Origin of the sequence: Proteus sp. STS61-E (assembly GCF_040932335.1) — a bacterium.
GTDB classification, from domain to species: domain Bacteria; phylum Pseudomonadota; class Gammaproteobacteria; order Enterobacterales; family Enterobacteriaceae; genus Proteus; species Proteus mirabilis_B.
Map to the genome: position 1 here is coordinate 185,331 of NZ_JBFQGE010000006.1, position 14,078 is coordinate 199,408.

At 33.7% G+C, this 14,078-nt stretch carries 9 protein-coding genes; 6 read left to right on the plus strand and 3 right to left on the minus strand.

The window, feature by feature from the left end:
- Nucleotides 1-5: 5 nt before the first annotated feature.
- Nucleotides 6-542 (minus strand): inosine/xanthosine triphosphatase, encoded by a 537-nt coding sequence (yjjX, locus tag AB4J89_RS14660; RefSeq protein ID WP_023580954.1) that lies wholly within the window; start codon nt 540-542, stop codon nt 6-8.
- 51 nt (nt 543-593) lie between these two features.
- On the opposite strand from yjjX, the gene gpmB reads away from it, so the two are divergent.
- On the plus strand, nt 594-1,241 hold the full coding sequence (gene gpmB, locus AB4J89_RS14665) for a 2,3-diphosphoglycerate-dependent phosphoglycerate mutase GpmB (RefSeq protein ID WP_088493770.1): 648 nt from the start codon (nt 594-596) through the stop codon (nt 1,239-1,241).
- 43 nt (nt 1,242-1,284) lie between these two features.
- On the opposite strand, the gene robA is transcribed toward gpmB, so the two are convergent.
- Nucleotides 1,285-2,193, minus strand: coding sequence for an MDR efflux pump AcrAB transcriptional activator RobA (gene robA, locus AB4J89_RS14670; RefSeq protein WP_088493769.1), 909 nt, complete (start codon nt 2,191-2,193; stop codon nt 1,285-1,287).
- Nucleotides 2,194-2,396: 203 nt separating this feature from the next.
- Here robA and creA point away from each other — a divergent pair, with 203 nt between their 5' ends.
- Nucleotides 2,397-2,873 (plus strand): protein CreA, encoded by a 477-nt coding sequence (gene creA / locus AB4J89_RS14675; RefSeq protein ID WP_023580951.1) that lies wholly within the window; start codon nt 2,397-2,399, stop codon nt 2,871-2,873.
- A 211-nt stretch (nt 2,874-3,084) separates the two neighbouring features.
- Here creA and arcA read toward each other — a convergent pair whose 3' ends face one another.
- Nucleotides 3,085-3,801 carry a two-component system response regulator ArcA gene (gene arcA, locus AB4J89_RS14680; RefSeq protein ID WP_006535263.1) on the minus strand — a complete coding sequence of 239 codons (717 nt, stop codon included), beginning with the start codon at nt 3,799-3,801 and terminating at the stop codon, nt 3,085-3,087.
- Nucleotides 3,802-4,607: 806 nt separating this feature from the next.
- Between arcA and thrA the strand changes: the two genes are divergently transcribed.
- The 4 genes from thrA (at nt 4,608) to AB4J89_RS14700 (ending at nt 14,040) form a co-directional block, all read left to right on the plus strand.
- Nucleotides 4,608-7,067: a bifunctional aspartate kinase/homoserine dehydrogenase I gene (gene thrA, locus AB4J89_RS14685; RefSeq protein WP_311755457.1), complete on the plus strand. Its 2,460-nt coding sequence runs from the start codon at nt 4,608-4,610 to the stop codon at nt 7,065-7,067.
- Nucleotides 7,049-7,999: a homoserine kinase gene (gene thrB, locus AB4J89_RS14690; protein WP_088493767.1), complete on the plus strand. Its 951-nt coding sequence runs from the start codon at nt 7,049-7,051 to the stop codon at nt 7,997-7,999. Before thrA ends, thrB begins: the two co-directional genes overlap by 19 nt.
- A 3-nt stretch (nt 8,000-8,002) precedes the next feature.
- Entirely contained in the window at nt 8,003-9,295 is a 1,293-nt protein-coding gene (gene thrC / locus AB4J89_RS14695; protein ID WP_088493766.1) for a threonine synthase, read from the plus strand.
- 164 nt (nt 9,296-9,459) lie between these two features.
- The gene (locus AB4J89_RS14700) at nt 9,460-14,040 is read left to right on the plus strand and encodes a hypothetical protein (RefSeq protein ID WP_368469724.1); all 4,581 of its coding nucleotides are present in this window, start codon (nt 9,460-9,462) and stop codon (nt 14,038-14,040) included.
- Nucleotides 14,041-14,078: the final 38 nt, after the last annotated feature.

Consider the following 14,078-nt stretch of genomic DNA (forward strand, 5'->3'; position numbering starts at 1 on the left):
AATTATTAATCTTCTTTTTGATTGAGTTCTTTATAGATATCATGAGTGACAGGCACTAATGCCAGCACTAATGCTTGTTGATACACAGAAGTACGACTGAGTAGGCCATCAGTAAAATAACCAATTGCACCACCGCGCTGTTTAATATTGTCAATCTTTGTTAAGAAAGCCATTTCATCGCCAAGCTCGCGACCTTCACGGATACCTTTTAAGATCTGTTCTGGTAGCATAAGGCTTGCAGAGCGTGATTCTCCACGAATTTGACCATGTTCGACAACAATCCAAGCAAAGGTCATATCATCTTCAATACCGGCTTCGACGCCAACCCAAAAATCAGCTTCAGGGCGAACTTGACGAGCCGCCATCACACGTTGACGTGCGCCAGTTCTCGTTTCTGTATTTCCGATAGGTTGCTGTGGAACACGGCTATCGACATTAATATCTTCAATATCAAAGGTATCTTTACCGAATACTTGCTCAAAGGCGAGTTTTATCGCGTTGATTTTTGCTGGATTCGTAGTGGCTGCAATGACATGATACATAATGAATTAATCATCCTTTGAAAAATTAGAGCAGTATAACGGAAAAAATGTATGTTACAGGTCTATCTTGTTCGCCACGGTGAAACTGAATGGAACGTGGCGAGACGTATTCAAGGGCAATCTGATAGCCCACTAACCGCAAATGGCGTGCGTCAAGCACAGCAAGTTGCTGAAAAAGTAAAATCAGCAGGCATTACCCATATTATCTCAAGCGATCTTGGCCGCACTCGTCAAACGGCAGAAATCATTGCACAAGCCTGTGGCTGTGAAGTGATAACTGACCCACGTTTACGTGAACTCAATATGGGCGTTCTTGAACAACGAGAGATCGCAACATTAAAGACACAAGAAGAGGCTTGGCGCAAGAGTTTGATTGATGGTACACCTGATGGGCGAATTCCCCAAGGAGAATCAATGGCAGAATTAGCAAGTCGTATGCAGGCTGCGCTAAATCAATGTCTTGATTTACCCGAAAATAGCCGTCCACTCTTAGTCAGTCATGGTATTGCTTTAGGGTGCTTACTGAGCACCGTGTTGGGATTACCTGCATATGCAGAACGCCGTTTAAGATTGCGTAATTGCTCAATTTCACGCGTTGATTATCAAAATAGCCCTTGGCTTGCCAATGGTTGGGTGATTGAAACGGCAGGTGATGTAAGTCATCTTACTGATACTGCACTAGATGAAGTTCAGCGCTAAAAAATAAAAGCTCTCTTTTTCATATCACAAAGAGAGCTTTTTATTATGCAGTTACATCTTCACGTTTAATGGGAATGTAATATTCAAAACGTTCGATATGATCTTGTGGTTCAGTCACCATCTCATTGCTGTAACGCACATTTTTAAGATAGTATTTTTCAACGTCATAGCCTTTACGGCGTGTTAATCCCATATTAGGTAAACAGACACCATAAATTAGGAATAAAAACTCCTGCATTGCGCCTCGTTTCGCCTCACCTTCAAAATCAAAGCGAATATAATCACCGCCAGCGAGAGAGACTTCATTTGCTGCATCATCATCAATAAACGTTGCGTAATCTGGCTCAACGGCAGTGGTATAAAGTACACGCTGTTCGTCTTCATGCTCATCGCTATGCTGGGCGTGATGAAGCCCATACACTTGATGAGGAACGGCACTTATCTTACTCATATAGTAGCGCCAGAAGGTTTGACGCATGTCAGAGCAGGCTTCAGCCCATTGCTCAAGGGTATGGCTGCAAGTTTGCTCAATGCCAATTAATTTCTTCTCAGATAGCGTTACAAATTCCCATTTAGGTAAATTTTGAGGATCTAAGGTAATTGGTGGACAAATTCCTACCGCACACCATTCATCAGTACGGCGATACAGAGCGGGTGTTCTATCAAATTGCTTTTTAAAAGCGCGGGTAAAAGTCTGTTGAGAATCAAAACGATATTGCAAAGCAATGTCTAAAATAGGGCGGCTCGTTAAACGTAATGCAACGGCTGCACGGGATAGACGCCTTGAACGAATATAAGAACCAATCGCTTGTCCTGTAACTTCTTTAAACATGCGTTGTAGATGCCACTTGGAGTAACCCGCTTTAGTTGCGACATTATCGAGGGATAATGGCTTATCTAGGTTACTGTCAAGCCAAGCGAGCAAATCACGTATGATGTTGGTTTGATCCATACATCTCCCTTAGTCATATTCGTTTATTTATTGTTGTAGATGGTAAATAGCCTGAACATCTATAACAAGTTATATTGTTAGACAATCGTAAAATATAGTCTTTTTCATCGACTAATGTACACAAATTCTTCTATCAGTTAGTAATGGATTGTTTTATTCTAGACGGAATTATTTTCTCATCTTTTCAATGGAACAAGGTAAATATGTTAAATTTCAAAAAGATGCTAGCAGTATCTATCTTACTCCCTTTTTCTTTGATGGCAAAAGCGGAAGAAATTGGATACGTAGATACGGTATTTAAGTTTTTTGGCGCTAACCATAAAATTGTAATTGAAGCATTTGATGATCCTGAAGTTAAAAATGTCACATGTTATTTAAGCCGAGCAAAAACTGGGGGCATTTCAGGAAGTTTAGGTCTTGCTGAAGATACTGCTGATGCGGCTATCTCTTGCCAGCAAGTGGGGCCTATTGAACTAAGTGAAAAGGTTATTAAAGGAAAAAATAATGGTGATGTTGTTTTCCAGAAAAGAACATCACTTGTATTTAAAAAGCTTCAAGTTGTGCGTTTTTACGATAAACAGCGCCACGCTCTGGTTTACCTGACTTACTCAGATAAAGTCATTGATGGTTCGCCAAAAAATGCGATTAGTGCAGTACCTATTATGCCGTGGAAAGAGTGATTTTTATTTACTAGAGAAATTAATGGTTAATAAAATTAATACAAATAAGGTTAAAAAAATTTTTTAAAAAGAAGTTATATTTTTTTTCAAAACAGTTGCTGAGATCAATTTTCACCTTTTGTGATTTTATTAACCTTTCTTTAGATAAAAGAAAACCCCCGAATATCATTCAGGGGTTTTTTATTAGTTAAGTGTTTGAGGTTGGATCAAATCACTCGTCTAAATCACCACAGAAGCGATAACCTTCACCATGAATTGTTGCAATGATTTCTGGTGTATCTGGTGTTGATTCAAAATGCTTACGAATACGACGGATGGTTACGTCAACAGTACGATCATGAGGTTTCAGTTCACGGCCTGTCATTTTCTTCAGTAATTCTGCACGAGTTTGGATTTTTCCTGGATTCTCGCAGAAATGTAGCATCGCACGAAATTCACTGCGTGGTAATTTATATTGTTCACCAGCAGGGCTGATTAGTGAGCGACTGTTAATATCAAGCTCCCAACCATTGAATTTATAGCTTTCAACTAAACGACGTTCTTCTGTGCCATTAACTAAATTCATGGTACGTGACAGTAAGTTACGTGCACGAATCGTTAATTCACGAGGGTTAAATGGTTTAGTAATGTAATCATCGGCACCAATTTCTAGGCCTAAGATTTTATCCACTTCATTATCACGACCCGTTAGGAACATTAATGCAACACTTGCCTGTTCACGTAATTCACGAGCAAGTAATAGCCCGTTTTTACCAGGAAGATTAATGTCCATAATGACCAGATTAATATCATGATCAGATAGAACATTGTGCATTTCGTTGCCATCAGTGGCTTCGTGTACGATATACCCTTCAGCTTCGAATATGCTTTTCAGGGTATTACGAGTAACAACTTCGTCTTCAACAATCAGAATGTGCGGGGTTTGCATATTTGCTACCTAAAATTACCAAAAATAGAAAAAGGAAATCTGTGTTTAACTTCTGTGTGCATTTGTGTGGTTATTCATTTTTGTTATTAGCACGTAAAAACTAGACCCAGATTGAAATTCGATAAATAACCATCACGTTATTACAAAACTTGCAATTTTAATCGACAATGAGCGCTAAAATCAGAATGCAAAACGCCCATAGTCTATTAACAGCAATATAACACCAGTTGTATTAAATACCATCTAAAAAGCTAACTTTTGTTGACACATATCAAAATCAAGATAACAGCTTAACCTTGATTTCAATAGTTAACTATATAATTTGATTTATGTAATGTAAAAGAAAAATATATGTTAAATATAGTGGGGTTTATTTTTTTTTCCAGTTTTGTTACACAATTTAAAGTAGCATAAAATACCTTATTCCTTATAAAAGTACAAATCCCCAAATAACCCTAAAATGGTAGCTTTATTTTCTTTGTTTATCCCTTTGTGATAGCAATATCTATACTACAATAGGGGTAAGGATCGAATATATTTTATTTAAGTTGAGTTTATTTTTCGGTGAAAAAAAAGAAAAAATTTGACATCTCTCTCGCTTTGCTTTAACCAGTATATAGTCAAACTAAATTTGAGACAGACAGGATAGTTATGCGTATTTACAGCCCAGCTAAAATGACAATTATTACCACCACCACCGGAATCTTATATTGCGGGGCGGGCTGTCGCATATAAAAAACGAAAATCGAAAAAGCCCGCATTGAGAAATGCGGGTTTTTTTTTGGGTGAAAAATCAGGAGAGCTGTATGCGAGTGTTAAAATTTGGAGGAACTTCAGTTGCCAACGCAGAGCGTGTGCTGAATGTTGCTGATATCGCTGAGAAAAAAAGAGAGCAGGGACAAGTCGCTCTCGTATTATCAGCACCAGCCAAGATAACTAACTACTTGGTTGCAATGATTGAAAAAACGGCAGAAGGCGAAGATCCTCTCACTCAAGTACGAGAAGCCGAGCAAATTTTTGCCAACTTATTACAAGGTCTAAGAGAAAAACAGCCTGGTTTCGATTATGAAGGCTTAAAAGATAAAGTTGAGCGTGAATTTGCAGAGATCAAACATATTCTTCATGGGATCTCTTTATTAGGTCAATGCCCTGATAGCATTAATGCTGCAATGATTTGTCGTGGTGAAAAGCTTTCTATCGCCATTATGGGATCTGTTTTACAAGCTCGTGGCTATAATGTCACTGTAATCGATCCAGTCAAAAATCTACTCGCGCAAGGTCATTATTTAGAATCTACCGTTGATATTCCTGAATCTACTCGCCGCATCTTAGAACTCAATATCGCAAAAGACGATATGATTTTAATGGCAGGTTTTACTGCGGGTAATGAGAAAAATGAACTCGTGGTATTAGGCCGTAATGGTTCAGATTACTCGGCTGCTGTATTAGCCGCTTGCTTACGTGCAGAGTGTTGCGAAATTTGGACTGACGTTGACGGTGTTTATACTTGCGATCCTCGTTTAGTTCCTGATGCACGCCTGTTAAAAGGCATGTCATACCAAGAAGCGATGGAACTCTCTTACTTTGGTGCTAAAGTACTTCACCCTCGTACAATTGCGCCTATCGCCCAATTCCAAATTCCTTGTTTAATAAAAAACACAGGCAATCCAGATGCTCCGGGTACATTAATTGGTGATGGTCAAAAAGACGATAGTACACCCGTTAAAGGGATCACCAACCTTAATAATATGGCGATGATCAATGTGTCTGGCCCCGGTATGAAAGGTATGGTGGGGATGGCTGCTCGCGTGTTCTCTGTTATGTCGAGAGCGGGTATTTCTGTTGTTCTTATTACACAATCTTCTTCTGAATACAGCATCAGCTTTTGTGTGCCACAAAAAGAACTTATTAGAGCGCAAAAAGCATTATCAGATGAATTCTATTTAGAATTAAAAGATGGTGTACTTGATCCTTTAGATATCATGGAAAACGTCGCTATCATCTCTGTTGTCGGTGATGGTATGCGTACTTTAAAAGGGATCTCAGCGCGATTCTTCTCTGCATTAACTCGTGGCAATATTAATATTGTTGCTATTGCACAAGGTTCTTCAGAACGCTCAATTTCAGCCGTTATTGCTAATGATTCAGCAACCAATGCTGTGCGTTTGTGCCATCAAATGCTTTTCAACACCAATCAAATTGTTGAAGTCTTTATTGTTGGTGTTGGTGGTGTGGGTAGCGCATTAATTGAACAGATCCATCGCCAACAAGCATGGTTGAAAAATAAGCATATCGATCTTCGTGTATGCGGTATTGCTAACTCAAGAGCCATGCTGACTGATATGCAAGGTATTGATTTAGATAATTGGCAACAAGCTTTAAAAGAAGCGAAAGAACCTTTTAGCTTTAGCCAACTTATTCGTTTAGAAAAAGAGTACCACTTCTTAAATCCTGTGATCGTTGATTGCACATCTAATGAAGAAATTGCGCAACAATACGCAAATTTCTTACAAAACGGCTTTAACGTGGTTACACCAAACAAAAAAGCGAATACGCTGTCGATGGATTATTACTATCAAATTCGACAAGCAGCAGAAGCTTCGCGCCGTAAGTTCTTATATGACACTAACGTGGGTGCTGGTTTGCCAGTTATTGAGAACTTGCAAAACTTGTTAAATGCAGGCGATGAGTTAGTTCAATTTAATGGTATCCTTTCAGGCTCGTTATCTTACATTTTTGGTCAATTAGATGAAGGTAAAAGCTTATCTGAAGCGACTCTTTCAGCAAAAGATAAAGGTTTTACAGAACCTGATCCTCGTGATGACCTTTCAGGTATGGATGTTGCACGTAAGCTGCTTATTTTAGCGCGTGAAGCGGGTTATAAATTAGAGCTAAGTGATATCGATGTAGAGCCTGTACTGCCTATTTCATTTGATAGCTCAGGTGATGTAGCAAGCTTCTTAAATCGTTTACCTCAAGTTGATGTTGAATTTGATGCTAAAGTCGAAGAAGCACAAAAATCAGGTAAGGTATTACGTTATGTTGGCATCATCAATGAAGGTAAATGCCAAGTTAAGATAATGGCAGTTGATGCGAATGATCCTCTGTTTAAAGTGAAAAATGGTGAAAATGCTTTAGCCTTTTACACTCGCTACTATCAACCTATTCCATTGGTATTACGTGGATATGGTGCTGGTAATGATGTTACTGCTGCTGGGGTGTTTGCAGATGTATTACGTACCTTATCATGGAAATTGGGAGTTTAAGCGTGGTTAAAGTTTATGCACCAGCATCAATAGGCAACGTGAGTGTCGGATTCGATGTCCTTGGCGCGGCAGTTTCACCTATTGATGGGCAATTACTGGGTGACTGTGTCACTGTTGAAGCGGCTTCGGCATTTACACTTGAAAGTAAAGGACACTTTGTTAGCAAATTACCTTCAGATCCTAAGCAAAATATTGTGTATCAATGTTGGCAGTTGTTTTGTGAAAAGTTAGGCAAAGAACTTCCTGTTGCAATGACACTTGAGAAAAATATGCCAATTGGTTCTGGTTTAGGATCAAGTGCCTGTTCTGTGGTTGCGGCATTGGTTGCACTTAATGAATTTGCTCAAAAGCCTTTTGGTGAAAGGCAATTGCTGCTGATGATGGGCGAGCTTGAAGGACGTATTTCAGGTAGTGTTCACTATGATAATGTTGCGCCTTGTTATTTAGGTGGACTACAACTTATTTTGGAACAAAATGGCACTATTTGTCAGTCTGTACCAACTTTTGATGATTGGTATTGGGTTATGGCATATCCGGGCATTAAGGTTTCTACGGCAGAAGCTAGAGCGATTTTACCAAAACAATATTCTAAAGCTGACATTATTAACCACGGTCGTTATTTATCTGGCTTTATTCATGCCTGCCATACTCAGCAATCAGGATTAGCCGCTAATTTGATGCAAGATGTGATTGCTGAGCCTTATCGCACCCAACTTCTTCCGGGATTTGAAAAAGCCAGAGAGGCTTCGCAGAAGAAAGGCGCATTAGCTTGTGGCATTTCAGGCTCAGGGCCTACCATTTTTACGATTAGTGATTCATTAGAAATCGCACAAGAGATGGCCGAATGGCTGAAACAAAACTACGTACAAAACAGTGAAGGTTTTGTACATATCTGCCGTATAGATACGCGTGGCGCAAGACAGATAGGGTAAGTCATGAAATTATATAATTTGAAAGATAATCAAGAGCAAGTCAGTTTTGCTCAAGCAGTAAAACAAGGTTTGGGTAAACAGCAAGGGCTCTTTTTTCCACAAGACTTACCTTCGTTTTCTAAAGCTGAAATTGATGAACTATTAGCACTTGATTTTGCAACACGCAGTAGCCGCATTTTAACGGCCTTTATTGGTGATGAAATTCCTGCTGATGTATTAGCAAAACGTATTAGCACAGCATTTGCATTCCCAGCACCAGTAACCCAAGTTGAAGATGACGTGAGTTGTTTAGAGCTTTTTCATGGTCCAACACTGGCATTTAAAGACTTTGGTGGTCGCTTTATGGCGCAAATGTTGTCAGAAGTTGCTGGCAACCAACCTGTGACTATTTTAACGGCAACATCAGGTGACACGGGTGCCGCTGTTGCTCATGCTTTCTACAAATTAGAAAATGTACAAGTTGTTATTCTTTATCCTGAAGGCAAAATTAGCCCGTTACAGGAAAAACTGTTCTGTACATTAGGTGAAAATATTCACACTGTTGCAATTAAAGATGATTTTGATGCTTGCCAATCATTAGTAAAACAAGCTTTTGATGATGAGTTCTTAAAGAAAACAATGTATTTGAACTCAGCGAACTCGATTAATATCAGCCGATTACTTGCTCAAATTTGTTATTACTTTGAAGCTGTTGCACAAATTCCTGCTGAAAAACATCAGCAGCTAGTGATATCTGTACCAAGTGGTAACTTTGGTGATCTAACTGCAGGCTTATTGGCCAAATCCATGGGATTACCGGTTAAGCGTTTTATTGCAGCAACTAACGTGAATGACACTGTTCCTCGTTATTTAGATAACGGTAAATGGGAGCCTCATCGTACTGTTGCAACACTTTCTAATGCGATGGATGTTAGTCAACCAAATAACTGGCCTCGTATTGAAGAATTGTATCGCCGTAAAGGTTGGGATCTTTCTGATCTTGCTCATGGTTCAGTGAGTGACGAAACAACCGAAGAAACAGTGCGTGAACTTGCGAAGAAAGGCTATATTTCAGAACCTCACGCTGCGATTGCATATCGTTTACTGCGTGATGAGCTTCAAGAGGGTGAGTACGGTTTATTCTTAGGCACTGCACATCCTGCGAAGTTTAAAGAAAGTGTAGAGCGTATTTTGGGCGGTGAATTGCCACTTCCTAAAGAGCTTGCGGAGCGCGCAGATAAAGAGTTACTCTCACATTTCTTACCTGCTGATTTTGCTCAATTACGTGCATTTTTGCTTGAACGAGCTCCTAAATAATAATCACATTAAATAATTAGATACGTATTTAATTAAATAGCTCAACAAAGTGTTGGGCTATTTTTTTTATCTGAAATAGGAAAATCAGTATTTAAAAAAGGTAAAAATAAATTTATATATTTTATTTCCAGTAAGCGAATTAATTAGGATAAAGGAAATTAAATATGAATGGATTCAAAAAAATAACGTTTAAAAATAATATTAATAGCATTGTATTAAAAATAGAAAATCATATAAAAGAAAATAGGTCTGAATTATTTTTCAAGATAAAGTCTGTAAAAAGAATATTAACTGAGAATTATATTTCTATTTTTATTTCTAAAAATGAATACGCTGCAGATGAATTTTTAGAAAAAATAGAGAATAATTTCTTGCTGTATCATAAGAATGATTTTACAAAAAATATTGATTTTATTAGAAAAGAAATTAATTCAAGTATAGAGGCTTTGTTTTTGAATAGCGCTAAATTAGCATGTAGAGAATCCAGTAAAATTCAAAAAGAACGATTGAAACTACTAATTCAGAATAATTTATCTGGTGATTACTATTTGGAATTTGAAGATAATAAGCTATTTATACAAATAGATAGTGAAAATAATGATTTTAAAATTATTAACTTTGATGGATATGCTGATTTTTTTTATAATAAGAATGAGCTAATAAATAAAATTTATAATATTATAAGTGAGAACAGTAATAGTGATTTTTTATATTACCGTTTTTATAATAGGAAGGAATATATTAGCTATTTTAATAATATAGAAAATTGGAAGATAAATAATAAAGATATTCTTAGGGAAATAATTAATGATATTAAGAAAAAGAAACAAATAAATGTTAATGAATACATATCTATTGAATTAAATGAAAGTTATTCATATAAAAATATTTTTATTATCAGAGATAAATTAGAAAATACAGAAAAAGTACTACATATTTATGTCGATGATATAGAAGAAGCATTTACAATTGCAAAATCTAAATACGGTCAGATAAAAGAGAGTGGAGAACATTTACTTTATAAAGTGGGTACGGGTTGGTTTATTACTAAAATAAAAAATAATATTATGAAGCGATTTTCACAATATACCGATCTATTAAAGCCTTTAGAAAGAGTTATGAGTCGAGTTAATCTGATTGCTTCTACTGAAACTAATTATGATTTTAGTCATGTTCATACTTTAGCTGGATTATGTTATGGGTTGAGTTTAAATTATTTAGTTGAAGTTAGAAATAATGGCTTAGAAGGAGGAAATAAATATTTATTCTGGTTAAAAGAAAATATACGCTCTTATCAAAATGAAAAAGAATCTATAGTCGATAAACTGGATTCTATATTATTTAATAGTATACAAGAGTATGAGATATTAAACCTAATTAAAGAAATTAAGAGTATTATAATTTCTCAACACTTTCAAATGGAGAGATTAGGTGAAAAATTACAATACTTTGTTTTTGATGCACTAAAATCACTTGAATATAGTCAAATACTAGAGCATCGGGGACTAAAAAGATCGCAGGTTAAAAAAGTAGTCTTTAATAAAGATAATATTAATAAACACTTAGTAGATGTTATGAAGAATTATGATGATTATTATTCTATTATTGCCTTTAAAGATCATGCCATTGCTATTTCTTATAAAAAATATTCTGAGAATAATTATAAATTTTCTTTATTTGATTCTAATAGTGAGTTATTAGAATATTCGAGTATTACGTCTATAAAAGAAGTGCTAGATAATAAAATGGACTTTTATGGCTCGCATGAAATTGATAATGAGAAATATATTATCTTTGATGAGTATAAAAAAAGTGAAGTTTCAAATTACCAAAGTGTTTGGGATTATAATAATGTAGAGATAAATAAAGGTGTTGCAGAAAATATAAAGAAAATAGGTTTTTCATTACCTTTCAATGACAACATTACAGGGCGTATTATTCATTATAATGAACAGCGAGATCTTATTGTTGAGCTTAAAAGAGATAATAAAATTATAGAAGTTATTGTAAAAGATTTAAATGTCGATGAAGGAATTTATTTAATAAAAAATTATCTTTCTGAAATAATAAAAAATAATAAAGCTAGTAAGATTATCTTAAATAAAAATGATAATGGTGATATAAATATTCAAGAATCTGAATTTGATAATTTTCAAGAAATAAGAAGAGATAAGAATTATGTTGAGTTTAGTGATATATACTATCGTGAGTTGATTAAAATTAATAGTTATTTATTAAAAGGGAATAAATCTGTTTTATTAAATAAAATAATTTCTTTAATAGATGTCTTAGAAGGAAATATATACTTTGATAAATTATCAGCAAGTTTCTCTCTTATTAATAAAATAGAATATTTTAATCATGATAATGAAAATATGTCTCTTATTAATATATTAAATAAAGTAAAAGAAAAGTTAGAAAGTAAATTATTTTATGATGAGTTAATTTATGGGAAAGATAAATTAATAGCCTTATCTAAAAAGAATAGTTCAGTTGCTGCAAAATTTTATCAATTAATGATTAATGAAATTAATGGTGGGAGAAATGGCGTTAGTAATTTTATTTACAATAATATTATTGAAAGCCCTTATTTACTATTGGATAAAAATAGAAGCGTGGGTATCAATGGATATGATTATACAATTGAATTTAAAGAAAATTACCAATACTTAAATGAAATAATTAAAGGAATTGATATTCCTGAGTTAAAAAATACATTTTTGATAGAAGATCAAAGTAAACTACATTTAAAAGAAAATTATAAAAAATTATTAGAATATAAAGAACATGATAATGTAAATAAATTAATCAGGTTTATTGAAAATAAAATAGACTTGAAAAGAGAGGGAAGCTTAAATTCTTATCATGATTTATATTTTGATCTTTTTATAAATCATCAATTTGCTAATAGAATGATTATTCATGAAATAACTCAATTAGAAAATTATTTTCTTAATAACTATCGTGAAAAAAACTATGATTATCATCAAAATAATTTCTATCTTAATGAAGATGATCCTCGTACTCTTTTAGAAAAGTCATTAAATAAAAACAAGAATAAAATAGATTGTAGCTATTTATTATTTGATGATAATAAAGAAACGTTTAAATTTTTATTTTCTGAAAATACGATTTTTACTGATAAAGAGATAGACAATATTATTGTTGATAATATAGACTCTGTTTATCAAGATGATATTATAAATTATTTTTATAATGGTATTAAAAGTGAAGAATTAATGTCTTATCTAAAAGATAAGTCAGAAGTAAGTCATTTTCTCGATTATTGTATAAAAAATAAAATACGGATTATAGTAGCTGGAAATAGTGATAAGGTTTTTTTTAATCAAGATTTTATTAAACAGAAAAATGAAGTTGAAAAATTATATAATATTATTTTAGAAAATCAGTTTTTTAATGAAAGAACCATTGTGTTTGCCAAAAGAGAGAAGTTGCTAAGTTATCAATATGGTGATTTTTTTATTGAAGGTATTGCTCAACGACTAAATATGCCAATTTATCAAATTAGTGATAATATGGTTTCACTTTCAAAAGAAAGTGTCATTATTAAACCTATTATTGAAAAGCAATATATTGATAAACCTTTGCTAACAAGCGTAGCACTATCTAATGTCATTATTCCTGAACTGGAACATAGTCGTTTTATTCCTATCTCAATAGAAGATAAGGTAACGAGTGAAAATAAAATTTCAACAAAAAAATTATACCGATTTACTTCCGATTTATATCCTAATTATCGTGATAATGACAAATTTAATATAGGCTATAAAAAAGAGATTAAAACGGTAATTTATGATTATTCCGATAATATAACAATATTAGATATTTTTAATTATATCAAAAATAATCGTTATCAACTTACGATTGAACAGATTGGAACATTAATTAATAAAGTAGATATTATTAATGCTGAACAGCATAGAGTAATCTTAAAAGAGTTAAGTGATAAAATAATTAATAATAATATTTCTATGCATGATGCACTTTTAATATACTCAGATGAATTATCTGCTGTTTTTAATGCTTCAGAAAAAAGCATGATTAAAAGTAAGTTACAGCAGGCAATATATGATCCATTGATTAATAAAAAATTTAATCAATATTTAATGGGGGAAGTTTCTTTTGATGATGTCTTTTTTACTTTTCAATATAAAGATAACGCTCTCTCTTTAACAGAAAAGGCAAATAAAGCTATTGAGGTTGTGCATGCTATATATGATAATCCTAAGTTAATAAATAACTTAAGTTTACTATCAAAAGAGTTACTTTCTTCATTTTTTGATGAAAATAAAAAAGGCACTTTATATCGAGTATTACTTGATAATATTTCTACATTTGAAAACTATAAAGGCTTAATCGACACTCTTCAGAGTGTTATTTGTATAGAGAATAATAAAAAAGGTGTTGAAGGATACTCACCCACTAAAGTACTTGATAAAACAAGTAATTTAAATATTTTGGATTTCTTCGATAGCAGAAATAATATTGCCTCTAATAAAAATAAAGAAATAGTAAAAATAAATGATATATCTTTTGATAAAAGATTATTAATTAGCTTAGGTGCGAAAATAAATAATGAAAATATAGATTCAATCTCGCTGAATAGTTTAGCTAAATGGGAAGAAAAATTAACATTTTTCCCCCATCATCTTAATGATTATTTTTTTCACTCTCAGGTAGTGAAGAAGATAAGAAAGTTATTTCACTTTTTAGAACTTTATTGAATAACAAACAAAACAAAATTAAGTACCTACTTTCTAAT

What these genes read in the sequence shown, in the direction of transcription:
- yjjX (WP_023580954.1), bottom strand. Translation starts at nt 542, where the DNA reads ATGTATCATGTCATTGCAGCCACTACGAATCCAGCAAAAATCAACGCG.
- gpmB (WP_088493770.1), top strand. Translation starts at nt 594, where the DNA reads ATGTTACAGGTCTATCTTGTTCGCCACGGTGAAACTGAATGGAACGTG.
- robA (WP_088493769.1), bottom strand. Translation starts at nt 2,193, where the DNA reads ATGGATCAAACCAACATCATACGTGATTTGCTCGCTTGGCTTGACAGT.
- creA (WP_023580951.1), top strand. Translation starts at nt 2,397, where the DNA reads ATGTTAAATTTCAAAAAGATGCTAGCAGTATCTATCTTACTCCCTTTT.
- arcA (WP_006535263.1), bottom strand. Translation starts at nt 3,801, where the DNA reads ATGCAAACCCCGCACATTCTGATTGTTGAAGACGAAGTTGTTACTCGT.
- thrA (WP_311755457.1), top strand. Translation starts at nt 4,608, where the DNA reads ATGCGAGTGTTAAAATTTGGAGGAACTTCAGTTGCCAACGCAGAGCGT.
- thrB (WP_088493767.1), top strand. Translation starts at nt 7,049, where the DNA reads ATGGAAATTGGGAGTTTAAGCGTGGTTAAAGTTTATGCACCAGCATCA.
- thrC (WP_088493766.1), top strand. Translation starts at nt 8,003, where the DNA reads ATGAAATTATATAATTTGAAAGATAATCAAGAGCAAGTCAGTTTTGCT.
- AB4J89_RS14700 (WP_368469724.1), top strand. Translation starts at nt 9,460, where the DNA reads ATGAATGGATTCAAAAAAATAACGTTTAAAAATAATATTAATAGCATT.